Consider the following 20247-nt stretch of genomic DNA (forward strand, 5'->3'; position numbering starts at 1 on the left):
GCCAAGTCCGAGTCGGAGCCGGGGGATGAAGGGCAGGGGGGCAGTTCGGGCGATGACGATCAGACCACCGACGATGACGACGATGGCGACAGCCAGAGTTAAAAGAAAACCCCTGGCGACGGACTGATGCGCAATCCGTTGCCAGGGGCGGGTGGAACACTGTACAGGCGCTCCCGGACCGTTTCGGGAGCGCCTTTTTCATGTCCGCTTAAACGACAAACTGCTCGGCGTAGTGGCAAGCCACCTGGCGGCTGTCGAGCTGGCGCAGGGCCGGCTCGTCAGTGCTGCAACGCTCGGTGGCGTAGGGGCAGCGCTTGTGGAAGGCGCAGCCCGACGGCGGGTTCAGTGGGTTGGGCAGTTCGCCGACGATCTTGATCTTCGGTTTGTCCGGGTCCGGGTGGATGGTTGGGGTCGCCGACAGCAGCGCCTGGGTGTAGGGATGCAGGGGACGGGTGTAGATGTCCTCCTTGGGGCCCATTTCCACCGGGCGGCCGAGGTACATCACCAGCACCTGGTCGGCGACGTGACGCACCACCGCCAGGTTGTGGGAGATGAACACATAGGCGGTGTTGAACTCCTGCTGCAGGTCCATGAACAGGTTCAGCACCTGGGCCTGGATCGACACGTCCAGGGCCGAGGTCGGCTCATCCGCCACCAGCACCTTGGGTTGCAGCATCATCGCCCGGGCCAGGGCGATGCGCTGGCGCTGACCACCGGAGAACATGTGCGGGTAGCGCTGGTAGTGCTCGGGGCGCAGGCCCACCTGCTTCATCATCGCCTGGACTTTCTCCCGGCGTTCGGCGGCGGACAGCTTGGTGTTGATCAAGAGCGGCTCGGCCAGTTGATCACCGATCTTCTGCCGTGGGTTGAGCGAGGCATAGGGGCTCTGGAACACCATCTGCACGTCTTTGCGCAGTTGCTTGCGCTGGGCCTTGTCGGCGCCGGCGACTTCCTGGCCGGCAATTTTCAGCGAGCCCGAGGAGGGTTCCTCGATCAGGGTCAGGGCCCGGGCCAGGGTGGACTTGCCGCAGCCGGACTCGCCGACCACGGCCAGGGTCTTGCCGGCTTCCAGTTCAAAGGACACGCCGTTGAGGGCGCGCACGGTGGCATGGCCCTTGAACAGGCCACGGGACACTTCGTAGTGACGGGTCAGGTCGCGGGCGGTAAGAACGACGGCCATTACGCCACCTCCTGATTCAGCGGGTAGAAGCAGCGCACCAGGCTGGCGGCTTTTTGATCGAGGCTCGGACGCTGCTGACGGCAGTTGTCCTGGGCGTAGGGACAGCGCGGTGACAGCAGGCAGCCCTGTGGTCGGTCGTAACGCCCGGGGACGATACCGGGCAGAGTCGAGAGGCGGGTGGCGCCCAGGCTGTGCTCGGGAATCGCCGCCAGCAGCGCTTCGCTGTAGGGGTGCGCGGGGATGTCGAACAGCTCCGGCACCTGGCCGACTTCCACGGCTTGCCCGGCGTACATCACGCATACGCGCTGGGCGGTTTCGGCCACTACGGCGAGGTCGTGGGTGATCAGCACCAGGCCCATGTTCTGTTCTTTCTGCAGGTTGAGCAGCAGGTCCATGATCTGCGCCTGGATGGTCACGTCCAGGGCGGTGGTGGGTTCGTCGGCGATCAGCAACTTGGGCTCGCCGGCAATCGCCATGGCGATCGCCACCCGTTGGCTCATGCCGCCGGACAGCTGGTGCGGGTAGGCGTCCATGCGGCTGGCCGCGCCGGGGATCTCGACCTTTTCCAGCAGTTCGATGGCGCGCTTGCGCGCGGCCTTGCTGGACATTTTCAGGTGCAGGCGCAGCACTTCCTCGATCTGGAAGCCCACGGTGTAACTCGGGTTCAGCGCGGTCATCGGGTCCTGGAAGACCATGGCCAGGTCCTTGCCGACGATCTGCCGGCGCTGGCGAGCGCTGAGCTTGAGCATGTCGCGGCCGTCGAAGCTGAGGGCGTCGGCGGTGACGATACCGGGGTGCTCGATCAGCCCCATCAGCGCCATCATGGTCACCGATTTGCCGGAGCCGGACTCGCCGACGATGGCCAGGACTTCGCCCTTGTCGACCTTGAGGTCGAGGCCATCGACCACCGGCACCGCCGTGGCATCGCCGAAGCGTACGTTGAGATTCTTGATTTCTAGCAGTGACATGGGAATCTCCTCAGGCGGCGTTCTTGAGTTTCGGGTCCAGCGCATCGCGCAGGCCGTCGCCCATCAGGTTGATTGCCAGCACGCTGAGCAAAATGGTCAGGCCCGGCAGGCTCACGACCCACCAGGCACGTTCGATGTAGTCCCGGGCCGAGGCCAGCATGGTGCCCCACTCCGGAGTCGGCGGTTGCACGCCCAGCCCGAGGAAGCCCAGGGCGGCGGCGTCGAGGATCGCCGAGGAGAAGCTCAAGGTGGCCTGGACGATCAGTGGTGCCATGCAATTGGGCAGCACGGTGATGAACATCAGGCGCGGCAGGCCGGCACCGGCCAGGCGTGCTGCGGTCACATAGTCGCGGTTCAGTTCGCCCATCACCGCGGCACGGGTCAGGCGCACATAGGACGGCAGGGACACCACGGCAATGGCGATCACGGTGTTGATCAGGCCTGGGCCGAGGATGGCGACGATGGCCACGGCCAGCAGCAGCGATGGCAGAGCCAGCATGATGTCCATCAGGCGCATGATGGTCGGGCCCAGCAAACGCGGGAAGAAACCGGCGAACAGGCCCAGGAGGATGCCCGGGATCAGCGACATCACCACCGATGACAAGCCGATCAGCAGCGACAGCCGCGAGCCCTGGATCAGTCGCGACAGCAGGTCGCGGCCCAGTTCATCGGTGCCCAGCAGGAACTGCATCTGCCCGCCTTCGAGCCAGGCCGGAGGGGTCAGCAGGAAGTCGCGATACTGCTCGCTGGGGTTGTGCGGCGCCACCCAGGGCGCGAACAGTGCGCAGAACACAATCAGCAGCATGAACAGCAGGCCGGCCACCGCGCCCTTGTTGCGGGAGAAGTGCTGCCAGAATTCTTTGTAGACGGACGGGTAGAGCAGGCTTTGATCGACTGCTACTGAGGAAGTTGGAGTGCTCATTAGTCTTGATCTCAGCGCTGGTGACGGATGCGTGGGTTGGCAAAGCCGTAGAGGATGTCCACCACGAAGTTGACCATGATCACCAGGCAGGCGATCAGCAGGATGCCGTTCTGCACCACGGGATAGTCCCGGGCGCCGATGGCTTCGATCAGCCACTTGCCGATACCTGGCCAGGAGAAGATGGTCTCGGTCAGCACGGCGCCGGCCAGCAGGGTGCCGACTTGCAGGCCAACCACCGTGAGCACCGGAATCAGTGCGTTGCGCAGGCCGTGGACGAATACCACCCGGGCCGGCGACAGGCCCTTGGCCTTGGCGGTACGGATGTAGTCTTCACGCAGCACTTCGAGCATCGAGGAGCGGGTCATCCGCGCGATCACGGCCAGGGGAATGGTGCCCAGGACAATGGCCGGCAGAATCAGGTGGTGCAGGGCATCGAAGAAGGCACTGGTGTCTTCGGCCAGCAGGGTATCGATGAGCATGAAACCGGTCTTGGGCTCGATGTCATAGAGCAGGTCGATCCGCCCGGATACCGGAGTCCAGCCCAGGCTTACCGAGAAGAACATGATCAGGATCAGGCCCCACCAGAAGATCGGCATCGAATAGCCCGCGAGGGAGATGCCCATGACTCCATGGTCGAACAGGGACCCTCGCTTGAGGGCGGCGATCACCCCGGCCAGCAGCCCGAGGACGCCGGCGAACAGCAGGGCGGCCATGGACAGTTCCAGGGTCGCGGGGAACAGCGAAGTGAATTCGCTCCACACACTGGTGCGGGTGCGCAGGGATTCGCCCAGGTCACCGTGGGCGAGCTTGCCGATGTAGTCCAGGTACTGGGCATACAGCGGTTTATTCAATCCAAGGCGTTCCATTGCCTGGGCATGCATCTCGGGGTCGACCCGACGTTCGCCCATCATGACTTCCACGGGGTCGCCGGGAATCATGCGTATCAAGGCGAAGGTCAGCAAGGTGATGCCGAAGAATGTGGGGATCAACAACCCCACACGGCGGGCAATAAAACTAAACATCTTCTGAAGTACCTCAATCAGCCGGTTAGGCGTTCCCGCCACCCTTGGGTTCAAGGGCGGCGGGCGTTTCTTATCACTTCACTTGGGTGGTCGCGAAGTTGTTGGTGGTCAGGGGGCTCTGGTGGTAACCCTCGACGTTCTTGCGCATGGCGGTGAACATCTTCGGATAGGCCATGGGAATCCACGGTTGATCCTGTTGGAAAATCAGCAACGCTTTTTCATAGAGCTCTGCGCGTTTGGCAGGTTCAGCATCGGAACGAGCCTGGTCGATCAGGTCCTGGAACTCCTTGTTGCACCAGCGGGCGTAGTTTTCGCCGTTCTTGGCGGCGTCACAACTCAGGTTCGGGGTCAGGAAGTTGTCCGGATCGCCGTTGTCACCCGCCCAGCCGGCCGACACCATATCGTGTTCGCCGTTTTTCGCACGCTTGAGCATCTCGCCCCACTCCATGACGCGGATGTCGAGCTTGAGGCCGATCTTGGCCAGGTCAGCCTGCATCATCTGGGCCCCAAGCAAAGGGTTGGGGTTGGTCGGGCCACCGCCATTGCGGGTGAACAGGGTGATGACCGTGCCATCCGGCACGCCGGCTTCCTTGAGCAGGGCGCGGGCCTTGTCCAGGTCCCGGGCCGGGTTCTGCAGGCTGGTGTTGAAGCCCAGCAAGGTCGGAGGATAAGGACCGGTACCCACCAGGGCGTTGCCTTTGCCGTAGAGGCTGTTGACGTAGGCTTCCTTGTCGAAGGCAATGTCGATGGCTTTGCGCACTCGCACGTCGCTCATGTATTTGCGCGTGGTGTTCATGGCGATGTAGCCGGTGGTCATGGCGGCCAGCTCGTCGACCTTGAGGTTGGCGTCGGCCTTGATGCTGGGGATGTCGTCGGGTTTGGGGTACAGGGCGATCTGGCACTCGTTGGCCTTGAGCTTCTGCAGGCGCACGTTGTTATCGGTGGTAATTGCCAGCACCAGCGGGTCCGCCGGCGCCTTGCCCCGGAAGTAGTCCGGGTTGGCCTTGAAACGTACCTGGGCGTCCTTGGCGTAGCGCGTGAAAACGAACGGGCCGGTGCCGATGGGCTTGCTGTTGAGGTCGGCTGTCTTGCCTTCCTTGAGCAGCTTGTCGGCGTATTCCGCCGGGAATATGGAAGAGAAGGCCATGGCGATGTCGGCCAGGAACGGGGCCTCACGGCGGGTCAGAGTGAAGACCACGGTGTGGTCGTCAATCTTCTCGACGCTTTTGAGCAGTTCCTTGAAGCCCATGCTTTCGAAGTAGGGAAAGCCGACGCTGGACTTGTCATGCCAGGGGTGCTTCGGGTCCAGCTGACGCTGGAAGCTCCAGAGCACGTCGTCGGCATTCATGTCGCGGGTTGGGGTGAAGTAGTCGGTGGTGTGGAACTTGACGCCTTGGCGCAGGTGGAAAGTGTATTGCAGGCCGTCCGGGCTGATCTCCCAGGACTCCGCCAGGGCGGGCTGGATGTCGGTGGTGCCGGGCTTGAAGTCCACCAGGCGGTTGAAGATGGTTTCCGCCACCGCGTCGGCAGTGACTGCAGTCGTGTACTGGACCATATCGAAGCCTTCCGGGCTGGCTTCGGTACAGACCACCAAGGGTTTGGCTGCGGCGCCCATGGCGACGCTCAGCAATGCGGCGCCCATGGCCGCTCTCAGGGGAAGCATTTTCATCAAGAACCCTCTGCAATCAATTGAACCAGATTAGCTTGAATGGCGGACTCGTCATGAATCCGCCCTTCAACTGGTGGGTTAGAGAATATTGAACGGGATGGTGGTGACCAGGCGGAACTCGTTGATGTTGCCGTCAGCCTGGTTCTCGCTGGCGCGGTGAGTGGTGTAGGTCGCCCGGATCGCGGTGGCTTTCAGCGGACCGCTCTGTACCGCATAGGACGCGCCGATGCCATATTCGTAGTGGTGTTCGCCGTCCATGGTGCGTACGCCGTAGACGGTGCCGTCGGCTTTTACGCCGCTGTAGGCGTTGCCGTTGTAGTGGGTACCGTCGATGCCCCAGCCGCGCGCCTGGTAGAGGTTGAACTTCAGGCCGGGCACGCCGTATTCGGCCATGTTCAGGCCGTAGGCGATCTGGAAGGACTTCTCGTTCGGGCCGTTGAAGTCCGAGAGCAGGGAGTTGGCCAGGTAGATGCCGTTGGTTTCGTGCAGGTAGTCGAAGTACTCGTTACCGTTAATTTCCTGGTACGAGAAGGTCAGGCTGTGGGCCTGGTGGGTCAGTCCGAAGGACAGGGAGTAAGTATCGTTGTCGATCTCGCCCATCTTTCTCTTGCCGGTGTCCACGGTCTTGTAATAGTTCAGGCCGGTGGTCAGGCTCAGCACCGAGCTGTCGCCCAGCTCATGGGTGGCACCGAAGTAGTACTGGTTCCAGAAGTCTTCCACCTTGGAGGCGAAGAGGCTGGTCTTCAGGCTCTTCAGCGGCTGGTAGTTGGCGCCCACCAGGCTCACGCGATCGGTTTCGGCACCGTTGCTGTTGTACTCGGAGCTGAACTTGGACAGGCTCTGCTCGGTCCGTGGCGATACCCGGTCGAAGGTGCCGGCGTCGAACGACAGGTTGTTGAATTCTTCGCTGTGGATGCTCACCCCTTCAAAGCTCGAAGGCAGCGGACGGTTGCCGATGACGTCGACGATCGGTGTGCTGAAGTTCTGCCGGCCCGCGGTCAGGGTGGTATTGGACACGCGGAACTTGACGTTGGCCAGGCCCAGCTTGCTCCACTGGCCTACGGCATCGCCGTCGGAGTGGGTCAGGGTACGGTTGTTCTTGCCGGCGATGTCCTTGCGGTCACGATCCAGGGCAATGGCGTTGTAGGCCGCGACTTCAGTGCTGACGCCTACGGTGCCTTCAGTGAAACCCGAGGTGTAGTTGAGGATGGTGCCCTGGACCCAGTTGATCCGGCGCGGGGTCGAGGTGTCTACGCCATTGTGTTGGTACGAAAAACGGTCATTACGGCGTTTCAGCTCGTTGGCGTACCAGTTGCGGGTGCTGCCCGACAGGCTTTGCCCTTCGATGAAGCCTTTGGCCTCCGCCTGGGCATTGGTGCTGTTCTGTACAGTCGGGACGAAGTCCTGGCTGACATTCTCCGCATAGGCCGTGGCGGTGATGCTACTGATAGCCAAGGCTAACAATGCGCTGCTGCTCAGTTTCATGGGTGAAGCTCCTTTGTTTTCTTTTTTAGATGCCGGTTTTTTTGGGCCGGCTGGTTTTTGGAACTCATTCATGGCATCGCAAACGTTTGCACGCGGCTCAATCGCCGAATTCAGGCAAAGCGCCTGCGTGAGGGCGAGAATCGCCCTCAGGGTTCTGGCTCATCGGTTATGGGGCTAGGCTGACACCTGAAAAGGAGTTGCGGCCGAAGGGGCTGACCTTGAAACCCTCGACTTTCGCACTCAACGGCTGGTTGATCGTCGAGTGGGCCACAGGCGTGATCGGCACTTGCTGCTTGAGCAACTGCTGGGCCTGCTTATAGAGCTCGGTGCGCTGTTCACGGTCGGTGACGACCTTGGCTTGCTTGATCAGCTTGTCGTACTGCGGGTCGCACCACATGGAGTAGTTGTTGCCGCCGATGGCGTCACAGCTGTACAGGGTGCCGAGCCAGTTGTCCGGGTCACCGTTGTCTCCGGTCCAGCCGATCAGGCTGATGTCGTGCTCGCCGTTCTTGGTGCGCTTGATGTATTCGCCCCATTCGTAGCTGACGATCTTCACCTTGAGGCCGATCTTCGCCCAGTCGGACTGGAGCATTTCGGCCATCAGCTTGGCGTTGGGGTTGTAGGGGCGTTGCACGGGCATGGCCCAGAGGGTGATTTGCGTGCCTTCCTTGACCCCGGCAGCCTTGAGCAGCTCGCGGGCCTTTTGCGGGTTGTAGGCGGCGTCCTTGATGGTCTCGTCGTAGGACCACTGGGTTGGCGGCATGGCGTTCACCGCCAACTGGCCGGCGCCCTGGTACACGGCATTGAGGATGCTGTGCTTGTTCACCGCCATGTCCAGTGCCTGGCGCACTTCGAGGCGGTCGAAGGGTTTGTGTTGCACGTTGTAGGCGATGTAGCCGAGGTTGAAACCGGGCTTCTCGATGACCTGCAGCTTTGTGTCGTTCTTCAGGGCCTCGATGTCGGCGGGACGCGGGTGCAGGGTCACCTGGCACTCGCCGGCGCGCAGCTTCTGCACGCGTACCGAAGCATCGGTGTTGATGGCGAAGATCAGCCTGTCGAGCTTGACCCGGCTCGGGTCCCAATAGTGCGTGTTGGCGGTGTAGCGGATCTGCGAGTCTTTCTGGTAGCGCTGGAATACGAACGGCCCGGTACCGACGGGTTGCTGGTTGATCTGGCTGGGAGTACCGGCCGTGAGCAGTTGTTCGGCGTACTCGGCGGAGAGGATCGCGGCAAAGCTCATGGCCAGGTTCTGGATGAATGCAGCGTCCACGGTGTTGAGGGTCATGACCACGGTCAGCGGATCGGTTTTCTCGACCTTGGCGATGTTCTTGTTCAGGCTCATGCCGTTGAAGTAGGGAAACTCCGTCGGATAGGCCTTACGGAACGGATGCTCGGCATCGAGCATGCGATTGAAGGTGAACACCACGTCGTCGGCATTGAGGTCGCGGCTGGGCTTGAAGTAGGGCGTGCTGTGGAACTTAACCCCTTCACGCAGGTGAAAGCTGTACTTGAGGCCGTCCTCGGAAATGTCCCAGCTCTTGGCCAGGGCCGGCAGTACGTTGGTTGCGCCTTTCTCGAATTCCACCAGGCGGTTGTACAGCGGCTCGGCGGCATCGTTGTCGGTGGCGGTGGTGTACTGCGCGGTGTCAAAGCCTGCGGGGCTGCCTTCGGAACAGAACACCAGGCTGCGGTCGGCAGCGCTGCAGATTGAACTGGTGGCCAGCAGGGCCGAGAAAATCAACGAATGACGCATGACGGTCCTTCTCCATTTTTTGTTGTGATGATCAATGGACCCTGGCTCCTTCCTGGAGCCTGTACAGGCCATTGATGCCAAACCATGGCTGCAGCAAATGCCCACCGACAGACGCGGTTTTGCCTTGCCTCGACGTGGGGAGTCGATGGCCGGGCCGCCTGTGCGCTGTGCCTGAAAGCCGGGTAGAAATCGGCTCTACATCCGAGAGATCACGGACAAACGGACGCAAACTTGACGCCAGGGCCGGACGCTTTCAGGGGGGCGGTAAAACAACGGCGACGTCAGGGACGTCGCCGTTGCAGAACCTTATTTGCCGATGCCTACGCCGTAGAAGGAGTTCAAGCCAAAGGGGCTGATCTTGAAGTCCTGCACGTTGGCGCGCATGGGTTGGAACACCGTCGAGTGAGCGATAGGTGTCATCGGGACAGCATCTTTGAGGATGTGTTGCGCCTGCTTGTACAGCTCGGTGCGTTTGGCCACATCCGAGGTGGCCTTGGCTTGCTTGATCAGTGCGTCGTAAGGCTTGTCGCACCATTTCGAGAAGTTGTTGCCGTTCATTGCATCGCAACCGAACAGGGTGCCGAGCCAGTTGTCGGGGTCACCATTGTCGCCGCTCCAGCCGATGATCATCGCCTGGTTCTCGCCGCCTTTGGAGCGCTTGATGTACTCGCCCCACTCGTAGCTGACGATGTTGACCTTGAGACCGATCTTGGCCCAGTCGGACTGCAGCATCTCTGCCATCAGCTTGGCGTTCGGGTTGTACGGACGCTGCACCGGCATGGCCCACAGGGTGATCTGGGTGCCTTCCTTGACGCCGGCTTCCTTAAGCAGCTGCTTGGCTTTCTCCGGATCGTACTTGGCATCCTTGATGGTGGTGTCGTAGGACCACTGGGTCGGTGGCATGGCGTTGACCGCCAGCTGGCCGGCGCCCTGGTAGACCGAATCGATGATCTGCGGCTTGTTGACGGCCATGTCCAGCGCCTGGCGAACCTTGAGGTCAGCCAGCGGGTTGGCGTCGGTGCGGCCCTTGAGCACCGGCATCACGTTGTAGGCGATGTAGCCCAGGTTGAAGCCTGCCTGTTCAGGCATTTTCAGCGTCTTGTCTTCCTTGAGCGCCTTCAGGTCGGCCGGACGCGGGAAGAGGGTGACCTGGCATTCGTTCTTCTTCAGTTTCTGGATGCGCACCGATGGGTCGGTGGTGATGGCGAAGATCAGGTTGTCGATCTTCACGTCTTCAGGCTTCCAGTAGTCCTTGTTGCCGGTGTAGCGGATGTTGGAATCTTTCTGGTAGCTCTTGAAAACGAAGGGCCCTGTGCCGATCGGCTTCTGGTTGATATCGCTCGTCTTGCCTTCCTTGAGCAGCTTGTCGGCGTACTCGGCGGACTGGATGGAGGCAAAGCTCATGGCCAGGTTCTGGATGAACGCGGCATCAACGGTTTTCAGGGTGAACTTGACGGTCTTGTCGTCGACTTTCTCGACCTTGGTGATGTTGGTGTCCATCCCCATGTCGGTGAAGTACGGGAATTCGGTCGGGTAGGCCTTACGGAACGGCATGTTCTTGTCGATCATGCGGTTGAAGGTGAACAGCACGTCGTCGGCGTTGAAGGTACGGGTCGGGGTGAAGTACGGCGTGGTGTGGAACTTGACCCCTTCGCGCAGGTGGAAGGTGTAGGTCAGACCGTCGTCCGAGATGTCCCAGCTGGTGGCCAGGCCAGGAATGACTGCGGTGCCGCCACGTTCGAACTGGCTGAGGCGGTTGTAGAGGGTTTCGGCTGAGGCGTCGAAGTCGGTTCCGGTGGTGTACTGGCCAGGGTCGAAACCGGCCGGGCTCCCTTCAGAGCAGAACACCAGGTTAGTCGCCGCGTGGGCGAAGGGGGCGCTGGCGAGCAAGCCGGCACTGACTAAAAACGGAAGGACTGCTTTTTTGAACATGGTGGCCTCATGATTTGTTGTCATTTTTGGTGTAGAGGGCGACCTTGTGAGTCGACCCGCCGATACTTATGCAGCCCTCATACCCATTGCAAGATGCAGGGCCGACACAAGTCTCAAAGAGTGGAACGAACGTACACGAATGACGCATTTGTATAAATATTGACGCATTTGACCGTTTGCGCTGGTTTTTTCTGGTGCAGGGATTGCTTTTTTACGGGGCAAACAGGGCTGGTCGCGCCCCCGGTTGGTGCGTCGATGGGGCGGGCGCCGACGGGCTTGCGCTGGAGCCGCCAGGCCTTTTCGGGCTGGCGCAAATCTGCGACGCATCCGGCTGACCGGGTGGCGTAGGGCGATTGGAAGGGGGAGGCCGTGGGAGACGGTTGCCCGGAACCTTGCAGGCGACGGCGGGAGGACAGCACATCGTCGGCGGTGTTGAAGTCGCGGCTCGCAGTGAAGTTGTCACTGTGGAGGTTGCTGCTGGCATGCGACAGGCGTGTGTCGAGGATCAGCCCCGCTGTCTGCCAAACCTGGAGCGGAAAGGTCTTACGCATGCAAACCTCATTTTTTCTTTTTCTAGGGCATATCTGAGGATTGGCCTTATGGGCCGTGGCAACTCGCCTTTCTATGGGGCGTGGATACAGCCCCATGGACCCTGTGCGGCGATGGCGATCGCTTGTTGTGTTGTTGATTGTCGATTCGCCGATGCCGAAATTAAGTCATGCTGAAATCGTGGTCAACGAAAATTAAGCCTGACTAACATTTCTCTTGCGCACAGGTGTGCCTGTACGGTTCGGTAGGCGGCTGCGGGTGGGGCTTACGCCGCCGAATGGTCGTCGAACAGACCCATGGTCGTGACAGTCAGGACTTCCGCCGGGCCGCTGCCGACATTGGCCAGGCAGTGGGTCTTGGTCGAGTCGAAGTGCACCGAGTCACCGGCGCCAAGGGGATATTGGTGACCCTCGATGGTGTAGACGATCTGTCCCGAAAGAACGTAGGAAAACTCGGAGCCATCATGGGAGATCAGTTCCGACTGATAGCCCACCGGGATGTTCATTTTCACCGCGTTGATCAGGTTGCCGGGAAAGGAGCTGGACAGTCGTTCGTAGGCCAGTGGCTGGCCTTCGATGGTGTAGCGCACCCGTTTGCCGTCGTGGGAGTCGGGTTGCGCCTGGGTCGGCTGGTCGAACAGAGCGTTCAGCGGAACGTTCAGCGACTTGGCAATGTTGACCAGGGAGGAGATCGAGACACCGGTGAGATTGCGTTCCGCTTGGGAGAGGAAACTGGCGGTCAGCCCGGATTCACTGGCAATTTGGCGCAGGGTTTTCTTGGCGGCGCGGCGATAGCGACGCAGGCGTTCGCCGATGCGATCTGCGGTCATTGGAGAGACTCTTATAGGAAAGGAGCAGTATACCCGGCAGATACCCATGACGCCTGACAGGCGCAATACCGAGGTGCGTGACTTTAGCATCACCGCAGTGGCCGAATGCACCCACCCTGAGCTGAGTTCATCGGGTGAGGGGTGAAATGCCTGGTCACGAAAAACGGCGGTGACCTCGTTTTGCGCTGGAGGTTACCGCCGTTGGGGGACGTTGGGAGAGGTTTACGGCATCAGCACTTCGATGGCGCCGTCGGCGGTCATGCTGACCTGGCTGGTGCCGGCCTCGACTTCCGGAGTCACTGGTGCTGAATCCATGCTGGCGGCCTTCATCATCATCGGTGCACGCAGGTAGGGCTGTGGATAACCGTTGCTGTTGAGGTTCAGGTTGACGATCTTGTATCCCTTGCCGCCCAGGGCTTCGGTGGCCAGTTGCGCACGGGCCTTGAACGCCTTGACCGCGTCCTTGAGCAGGGCATCTTCGCTGGCCTTGCGGGTCGGGTCGGCGATGGCGAAGTCCATGCCGGCCATTTTCAGGTCGCCCAGCAGTTCACCGGTGAGCTTGGACAGGGCGGCGAAGTCGGAGCTTTCCAGGCGCAGTTCGGCTCGTTCGCGCCAACCAGTGATCTTCTGACCCTTGCCGTCGTAGATCGGGTAGCTGTTGCGACTGCCCTGGCGCAACATCACATCTTTGACCTGGCGGGCCTGACCCAGGGCCTTGTTCATGGTGGTGGTGATTTCTGCGGCGAGCTTGGCCGGGTCGCTGTTCTGCGATTCGCTGTAGAGGGTCACGATCATCAGGTCCCGTGCCACTTCCTGGCTGACTTCGGCACGCAGGGAAATCTGGTTGTAGTGCAGTTCATCGGCGGCCAGGGCGGGCAGACTGGTGAGGGTGCCGGCGCTGAGGGCCAGAAGGGCGAGGCTGCGACTGAAATGCTGCATGGAAACTCCTTGAGTGCGGTCCGCAGGATCAGCTCAGAGCCTGCGTGAAACGTTCAGACAGTGTCAGGCTGCGGCAAGTTTCAAGCCGCAAGCTGCAAGCTGCATAGTGACAGCCAATACGCTTGTAGCTCAAAGCTTGCAGCTTGCCACTGTTTTTCTGTGACGCTTTGCCGCAGTTTTGCCTGTGGCGGTGGCTGCTTGGTTATACTCCCGCCGATTGCCCTGGAGCGCTCATCAGGAGAGCTCATGCTCGCCCCCGTAAAATTGTTGTCTGCAACCCGTCAGAACCTTTGGCGCCTGACCTTCATTCGTACCCTGGTTCTGGCTGCTCAGGCCGGTTCGGTGGGGCTCGCCTATTGGCTGGAGCTGTTGCCGCTGCCCTGGTTGCAACTGGGCGTCACCCTGATGTTTTCCATGGTGCTCTGCGCCTTCACCGCCATCCGCTTGCGCACCTCGTGGCCGGTGACGGAGCTGGAGTATGCCCTGCAACTGGCCTGCGACCTGTTTATCCACAGTGTGCTGCTGTATTTCTCCGGTGGCTCTACCAACCCCTTCGTCTCCTATTACCTGGTGCCTTTGACGATCGCCGCCGTGACCCTGCCCTGGCGCTATTCGGTGGTGCTGTCGGGTATTGCCCTGACCCTCTATACCTTGTTGCTGGCGCGGTTCTACCCCTTGCAGACCTTCCCCATCGCCCGGGAAAACCTGCAGGTCTATGGCATGTGGCTGAGTTTTGCCCTGGCGGCGGCGGTGATTACCTTCTTCGCCGCACGCATGGCCGAAGAGCTGCGCCGTCAGGAAGAATTGCGGGCGATTCGCCGTGAAGAGGGCCTGCGCGATCAGCAGTTGCTGGCCGTGGCAACCCAAGCCGCCGGCGCCGCCCATGAGTTGGGTACGCCGCTGGCGACCATGAGCGTACTGCTCAAGGAAATGCGCCAGGACCATCCCGATCCGCTGTTGCAGGATGACCTCAGCGTGCTCCAGGACCAGGTCAAACTGTGCAAGGAAACCCTGCAGCAGCTGGTACGTGCCGCCGAGGCCAATCGCCGCCTGGCGGTGGAAATGCAGGAAGTCACCCAGTGGCTGGATGAGGCCTTGAACCGCTGGCACCTGATGCGCCCTGAAGCCAGCTATCGTTTCCACCTGCTGGGTGAGGGGCCGGTACCGCGCCTGGCGCCGCCGCCGGACCTGACCCAGGCCTTGCTCAACCTGTTGAACAATGCAGCCGATGCCTGCCCCGAAGGCTTGGAAGTGCGCCTGGACTGGGACGCGGAAAACCTCACCATCAGTATTCGTGACCACGGTGCCGGAGTACCCTTGGCCATCGCCGAGCAGATTGGCAAACCGTTTTTTACCACCAAGGGCAAAGGCTTCGGCCTGGGCCTGTTTTTGAGCAAGGCCAGCGTGACCCGCGCCGGTGGCTCAGTGAAACTCTACAGTCATGAGGAAGGCGGAACGCTCACCGAGCTGCGCCTGCCCCGTGCCGCCCGAGGAGACGACCATGAGTGAAGAGATCCAAGTCGAAGGCGAAGAACTGCCGCATTTGTTGCTGGTGGATGATGACGCCACCTTTACCCGGGTGATGGCACGCGCCATGAGCCGCCGGGGCTTTCGCGTCAGTACCGCAGGTTCCGCGGAAGAGGGCCTGACCATCGCCCAGCAGGATCTGCCGGACTACGCCGCGCTGGACCTGAAGATGGATGGCGACTCCGGGCTGGTGCTGCTGCCCAAGCTGCTGGAGCTGGACCCGGAAATGCGCGTCCTGATCCTCACCGGTTATTCGAGCATCGCCACGGCGGTGGAGGCCATCAAGCGCGGCGCCTGCAACTACCTGTGCAAACCTGCGGACGCCGATGATGTGCTGGCCGCGCTGCTCTCCGAACATGCGGACCTGGACACCCTGGTGCCGGAAAACCCGATGTCCGTGGACCGTCTGCAATGGGAGCACATCCAGCGCGTGCTGACCGAACACGAAGGTAATATCTCCGCCACTGCCCGGGCCCTGGGCATGCATCGCCGTACCTTGCAGCGCAAACTGCAGAAGCGTCCCGTCCGTCGCTGAACCGCGACTGAATGAATGTCGCTGGACACCGTGAAAAAGCGAGCCGATCTACTAAGATCGGCTCAACGCTTGTCCTTCTCCCTATCGAGCCACAACGATGAATCAGAACGCTGAGTACTCTGCGGTCAACGATGCTGTGCGCGGTCAGTTTTTTCGCCGGGTCTGGGCCATGATTACCCCTTACTGGCGTAGTGAAGAGAAGGGCAAGGCCTGGCTGCTGCTGGTCGCGGTGATTGGTCTGTCGCTGTTCAGTGTCGCCATCTCGGTATGGATCAACAGTTGGTACAAGGACTTCTACAACGCCTTGCAGAAGAAGGACGAGGCGGCCTTCTGGAGCCTGATCCTGTATTTCTGCGGGATCGCTGCGGTGGCTATTCTCGGTGCGGTATATCGCTTGTACCTGACCCAGATGCTGACCATCCGCTGGCGCGCCTGGCTGACCGAAAGACACTTTGCCCGTTGGCTGGGCAACAAGAACTACTACCAGCTGGAGCAGGGTGGCTACACCGACAACCCCGACCAGCGGATTTCCGAAGACCTCAACAGTTTCACCACCAACACCTTGTCCCTGGGCCTGGGGTTGATCCGCAACGTGGTCAGCCTGGTGTCCTTTTCCATCATTCTCTGGGGTGTATCCGGCAGTATCGAGGTCATGGGCTACACCATTCCCGGCTATATGTTCTGGTGCGCCCTGGTGTATGCGGCGGTCGGCAGTTGGCTGACCCACCTGATCGGGCGTCGCTTGATCGGCCTCAACAATCAACAGCAACGATTTGAAGCCGACCTGCGTTTCTCCATGGTGCGAGTCCGGGAGAACGCCGAGAGCATTGCCCTTTACGACGGCGAGAAGAACGAGAACCAGCGTCTTAGCAGCCGTTTCAGCAAGGTCTGGCACAACTTCTGGGACATCATGAAGGTGTCCAAGCGCCTGACCTTCTTCACTGCCGGTTATGGCCAGATCGCGATCATCTTCCCGTTCATTGTCGCCGCGCCGCGCTACTTCGCCGGCAAGATCGAACTGGGAGAGCTGATGCAGATCAACTCGGCGTTCGGCAATGTCCAGGAGAACTTCAGTTGGTTTATCAGCGCCTATTCGGACCTCGCCGCCTGGCGCGCTACCTGTGACCGTCTGTTGAGCTTCCGTCAGGCCATGAGTGAAAACGAGGAGCGTCCTCCGGCGATTGACGTGCAATGCCAGGGCGAACAATTGCAAGTGCGTGATCTGGGTCTGGATCTGGCGGACGGCCGTCATTTGCTGGCCGGTGCCCAGATGACTGTGAATCCTGGTGAGCGGCTGATGCTCAGTGGCCGCTCCGGCAGTGGCAAGAGCACCCTGCTGCGGGCCATGGGACGGTTGTGGCCGGCGGGGCACGGTAGCATCTTGCTGCCGAATCAGCGCTACCTGTTCCTGCCGCAGAAACCCTACCTGCCCATTGGCAGCCTGCGGGAAGCCTTGAGTTATCCACAGTCGGGCGACAGCTATCCCGAGGAGCGTTATGCACAGGTCCTGGAAACTTGTCGCTTGCCCCACCTGGTGGCGCGTCTGGACGAGAGCAATCACTGGCAGCGCATGTTGTCGCCGGGGGAGCAGCAGCGGCTGGCGTTTGCCCGTGCGTTGCTCTATGCGCCGCAATGGCTGTACATGGACGAAGCCACATCGGCCATGGACGAGGAAGACGAGGCCACGCTGTATCAGGCCCTGATCGACCAGTTGCCGGGCTTGAGCATTGTCAGCGTTGGCCATCGCAGCAGCCTCAAGCGCTTCCACCCACGGCACGTTCGTATCGAGCAAGGGCATCTGCTGGAGCAGACTTTCACGGCTTGACGGCGGGCCGGGCGTTGGCGTCAAGCCCAGCGCCTTGCACAGCCGGTGCAAGGGCGCTGAGCCGTTTCGCGGGTGAGCCCGCTCCTACAGAGGGCGATCAGGCCTGGTGCAGGATCGAGCGGTCAACTCGTACGGCCAGTTGGCCACTTCCCGGCTTGGCGTTGAAGGCCACGTTGCCGTGTTCATCCACGCTGGCCCGGGCAATGGGTGTGCCATTGAGCAGCAGCTCCAGAGGTGCGTCCTTGAGGGATTGCCCGGAGGCTAGTTGCAGTTTCAGGTTGATAGCCATGGTGATTTCCTTATCAGGCGTTACGGTCGATGAAGCGGTTGGCGTTCTTGTCGATGGAACCGATCAGCTCCGGTGAGCCACCGCGGAACTGACGGAACACATTGCGTCCGGTGGCGCTGCTGTTGCTGGTGCCCGCCGGAATGTTCAGGGTGGGCTGGAAGCTGTCGCTCAGTTCCATGTAGGCCGACCAGGGGCCGATATAGGACTCGTTCAAGCCGTTGGTTTCGCTGAGGGCGTAGCGCACCGCCTGGCCAGGGAGCCAGTTGGGCTCGCTGGGGGTGTGGCTTTGCCAGCCGTCGACCAGGATCGTCGGGACCGCACTCGGGGTTTCCAGGTAGCCCGTCGGTTTGTTCGGGCTGTAGTTCTTCAGCAGCAGGTAGGTGCTCCAGCCCCACCAGTTGTCGATGGTCTTGCTGTCATTGAGATTGTTGACGTCGCTGCGGCGCAGCACTTTGTCCCCGCTCATCACGAACAGTGGCGAGAAGTTGCCGCTCTTGGCGGCATTCAGGTCCGGCAAGGCCTTGAGGGCCGCGTAGCTGCCGGGTGCCGGCAGGTTGCCGCTGAGGTAGCTGGTGAAGATCTCGTCCGCCGAACGCTGCACCGCCAGTTTCACCTGCTGGCGATTGCGATGATCGACGCTGTCGAAATACCGCTTGTCGCCGTAGGCGTGCCAGCGGTCGCCCTGGGCGTTACTGACATTGAGGCCGAACTTGCTGTCCTCGTCGTGCATGAAACGGGTAATCAGCGATCCCAGGTCGCTGGGGGTGACCACTGCCGCCACCTGTTTACGTGGCACTCGTACATGGCCGGCAGAGAACAGGTCGGTGAGGAAGTGGTCGGCGAAGGCGTTCATCGCGTAAGCCAGTTCCAGTTGCTTGTCGTCGGCAGTCTTACCCGCCAGGACCGCTTGTTGCAGGGCTGCCGTGTGCCCGGCGATATACGCCGCCAGGGCCCATTCGCCAAAGTGGTCGGCATTGTTGGCCGCCAGCTTCAGGTAGCGCCCCAGAGGGAACAGGGCGGAGACCACGCTGCCGCCGCCGGTGATCCGGTTCCACTCTTCAGACAGGGTATCGCCCAGGGCGTCATAGGCTTCGTGGGGCTGTTTGCCGTCGCGGATCGCCTGGTTGGCGGCGACGATTTCCTTCTGCATCACCGCGAGGATCTGTCGGGCTTCGTCTTTCGCCGCCGGCAGTACCGCAAGGGAGTTGAAGGCTGCGGTAAAGCGTTGCACTCGATCAGCCGGCGTCGCGCCTTCGCAGATCGGCTGCTCGGGAATGCCGTAGAAATCGCCGCCCAGGGCAACCACCTGGCCATAGGTCAGAGCCAGGCCGTTGGGCAGGTGTAGTTCGACCTGCCACGCGGGAATGGCCGGGGCATCCTTGACGAAGCGCAGCAGAGTGCTGTCGCCAATGGCGGTGTGTTCGCCGCCCTCGAAACGCAGTTGGGGCAGGCCTTTGGCGGACGTTTGCGGGGTGTGGGGCAGGTCTTCCGGGCGGTGGTACTTGATGGTGTGATGGCCGTCGGCGACCAGCACCAGGGTGTCGCCATCGCCGGAAATGGCGATGCCTTGTTCAGTGAACAAACGGTCCAGATCGGCAATGATCTTGCCGGCCTGTTGTGGCTGTTGCTGCATCTGTGCAGAGAATCCTGACATTTCTAGCTCCTTGATATGTCATGGTTATGCTTGGATTGACTGTATGGATATACAGTTGTTCTGAGCATAATTGAAAATGACGCGCCGTCAAGAAGGCAGTTACGCGAGGGAGGGGTGATTGGATTATCATTAGCGCCCTAACGACAGGCTCAAGGTCCACCCGCGCATGCTGGCTATCTTTTTCGAAACCCTGACGATCACTGCGCCGGTGTTTGCGATGCTGTTTCTTGGGCTGCTGCTCAAGCGGGTGAGGTGGATCAATGACAACTTCATCCATACGGCGTCGGCCCTGGTGTTCAACGTCACCATGCCGGCGTTGCTGTTTCTCGGCATTATCCATGCCGACCTGCATGCCTCATTGAAGCCTGGCGTGCTGATCTACTTTTCAGTGGCCACCCTGGTCTGTTTTGCCCTGGCCTGGGGCTGGGCCATCTGGCGTTGTCCGAAGGTGGATCGGGGGATCTATACCCAGGGGGCATTTCGCGGCAATAACGCGATCATCGGCCTGGCCCTGGCGGCCAGCATGTATGGGGATTACGGGATTTCCCTGGGGGCGCTGCTCGCTGCGTTGGTGATTCTTTACTACAACACCCTGTCGACGGTGGTCCTGGCGGTCTACAGCCCGGCGATCAAGTCCGACCCCTGGAGCATCTGCAAAAGTGTGTTCAGCAACCCGTTGATTGTCAGCGTGCTGGTGGCTGCGCCGTTTGCCTACTGGCAGATCAGCCTTCCCGGTTGGCTGGAGACTTCGGGCAAATACCTGGCGCAGATGAGCCTGCCCCTGGCGCTGATCTGCATTGGCGGCACGTTGTCCATGGCGGCCTTGCGCAACAGTGGGCGGATGGCCATGAGCTCCAGCCTGTTGAAGATGGTCAGTCTGCCGACGCTGGCGACCTTTGGCGCTTGGTTATGCGGTTTTCGCGGGGCGGAACTGGGGATCCTGTTTCTGTATTTCGGCAGTCCGACCGCTGCAGCTAGCTTTGTCATGGCCCGGGCGGCCAATGGCAATCATGAGCTGGCGGCGGCCATCATCGTCATCACCACGGTGATGGCGGCAGTGACCACCAATATCGGGATTTTTGTGTTGCAGTGGGGTGGGTGGATCTGAAGCTGTTCGCCGGCAAGCCGGCTCCTACAAAACGAGGTAGGAGCCGGCTTGCCGGCGAACA

General features: G+C 61.0%; 17 protein-coding genes. 4 read left to right on the top strand and 13 right to left on the bottom strand.

Features of this window, described 5'->3' with window-relative positions; genetic code table 11:
* Positions 1–208 precede the first annotated feature (208 nt).
* From BLX41_RS27525 to BLX41_RS27575, 11 genes are all read right to left on the bottom strand, one after another.
* Positions 209–1180: a peptide ABC transporter ATP-binding protein gene (locus tag BLX41_RS27525; protein WP_123727437.1), complete on the bottom strand. Its 972-nt coding sequence runs from the start codon at positions 1178–1180 to the stop codon at positions 209–211.
* Positions 1180–2148 carry an ABC transporter ATP-binding protein gene (locus BLX41_RS27530; protein WP_123727438.1) on the bottom strand — a complete coding sequence of 323 codons (969 nt, stop codon included), beginning with the start codon at positions 2146–2148 and terminating at the stop codon, positions 1180–1182. Before BLX41_RS27530 ends, BLX41_RS27525 begins: the two co-directional genes overlap by 1 nt.
* A gap of 10 nt (positions 2149–2158) precedes the next feature.
* A complete protein-coding gene (locus BLX41_RS27535; protein ID WP_011059232.1) occupies positions 2159–3070 on the bottom strand; it encodes an ABC transporter permease subunit in 912 nt (303 codons plus the stop codon).
* A gap of 11 nt (positions 3071–3081) precedes the next feature.
* A complete protein-coding gene (locus BLX41_RS27540) occupies positions 3082–4092 on the bottom strand; it encodes an ABC transporter permease subunit (RefSeq protein WP_123727439.1) in 1011 nt (336 codons plus the stop codon).
* 73 nt (positions 4093–4165) lie between these two features.
* Positions 4166–5761, bottom strand: coding sequence for an ABC transporter substrate-binding protein (locus tag BLX41_RS27545; RefSeq protein ID WP_123727440.1), 1596 nt, complete (start codon positions 5759–5761; stop codon positions 4166–4168).
* Between the two features lie 78 nt (positions 5762–5839).
* Complete coding sequence (locus BLX41_RS27550; protein WP_123727441.1) at positions 5840–7246, bottom strand: OprD family porin; 1407 nt, start codon at positions 7244–7246, stop codon at positions 5840–5842.
* Between the two features lie 166 nt (positions 7247–7412).
* Entirely contained in the window at positions 7413–8999 is a 1587-nt protein-coding gene (locus BLX41_RS27555; RefSeq protein ID WP_123727442.1) for an ABC transporter substrate-binding protein, read from the bottom strand.
* A gap of 306 nt (positions 9000–9305) precedes the next feature.
* Complete coding sequence (locus tag BLX41_RS27560; protein WP_123727443.1) at positions 9306–10931, bottom strand: ABC transporter substrate-binding protein; 1626 nt, start codon at positions 10929–10931, stop codon at positions 9306–9308.
* 113 nt (positions 10932–11044) lie between these two features.
* Positions 11045–11482: a hypothetical protein gene (locus BLX41_RS27565; protein ID WP_123727444.1), complete on the bottom strand. Its 438-nt coding sequence runs from the start codon at positions 11480–11482 to the stop codon at positions 11045–11047.
* A 263-nt stretch (positions 11483–11745) separates the two neighbouring features.
* A complete protein-coding gene (locus BLX41_RS27570) occupies positions 11746–12309 on the bottom strand; it encodes a helix-turn-helix domain-containing protein (RefSeq protein WP_123727445.1) in 564 nt (187 codons plus the stop codon).
* A gap of 222 nt (positions 12310–12531) precedes the next feature.
* Positions 12532–13248: an SIMPL domain-containing protein gene (locus BLX41_RS27575; RefSeq protein WP_123727446.1), complete on the bottom strand. Its 717-nt coding sequence runs from the start codon at positions 13246–13248 to the stop codon at positions 12532–12534.
* A gap of 246 nt (positions 13249–13494) precedes the next feature.
* Here BLX41_RS27575 and BLX41_RS27580 point away from each other — a divergent pair, with 246 nt between their 5' ends.
* The 3 genes from BLX41_RS27580 to BLX41_RS27590 all read left to right on the top strand — a co-directional run bounded on the left by BLX41_RS27580 (position 13495) and on the right by BLX41_RS27590 (position 17135).
* Positions 13495–14757: an ATP-binding protein gene (locus BLX41_RS27580; RefSeq protein ID WP_123727447.1), complete on the top strand. Its 1263-nt coding sequence runs from the start codon at positions 13495–13497 to the stop codon at positions 14755–14757.
* Positions 14750–15310 (top strand): response regulator transcription factor, encoded by a 561-nt coding sequence (locus tag BLX41_RS27585; protein WP_025132017.1) that lies wholly within the window; start codon positions 14750–14752, stop codon positions 15308–15310. Before BLX41_RS27580 ends, BLX41_RS27585 begins: the two co-directional genes overlap by 8 nt.
* 97 nt (positions 15311–15407) lie before the next feature.
* Positions 15408–17135 carry an ABC transporter ATP-binding protein/permease gene (locus tag BLX41_RS27590; protein WP_123727448.1) on the top strand — a complete coding sequence of 576 codons (1728 nt, stop codon included), beginning with the start codon at positions 15408–15410 and terminating at the stop codon, positions 17133–17135.
* 97 nt (positions 17136–17232) lie between these two features.
* Here BLX41_RS27590 and BLX41_RS27595 read toward each other — a convergent pair whose 3' ends face one another.
* Together BLX41_RS27595 and BLX41_RS27600 are read right to left on the bottom strand one after the other, a co-directional pair.
* Positions 17233–17424 carry a hypothetical protein gene (locus BLX41_RS27595; RefSeq protein ID WP_123727449.1) on the bottom strand — a complete coding sequence of 64 codons (192 nt, stop codon included), beginning with the start codon at positions 17422–17424 and terminating at the stop codon, positions 17233–17235.
* A 13-nt stretch (positions 17425–17437) separates the two neighbouring features.
* Positions 17438–19078 (bottom strand): phospholipase, encoded by a 1641-nt coding sequence (locus BLX41_RS27600; protein WP_123727450.1) that lies wholly within the window; start codon positions 19076–19078, stop codon positions 17438–17440.
* Positions 19079–19244: 166 nt separating this feature from the next.
* Here BLX41_RS27600 and BLX41_RS27605 point away from each other — a divergent pair, with 166 nt between their 5' ends.
* Positions 19245–20186, top strand: a complete 942-nt coding sequence (locus BLX41_RS27605; RefSeq protein ID WP_123727451.1) for an AEC family transporter — start codon at positions 19245–19247, stop codon at positions 20184–20186.
* The last annotated feature ends 61 nt before the right edge of the window (positions 20187–20247 follow it).

This window comes from Pseudomonas protegens, from assembly GCF_003732485.1.
Classification (GTDB): domain Bacteria; phylum Pseudomonadota; class Gammaproteobacteria; order Pseudomonadales; family Pseudomonadaceae; genus Aquipseudomonas; species Aquipseudomonas protegens_B.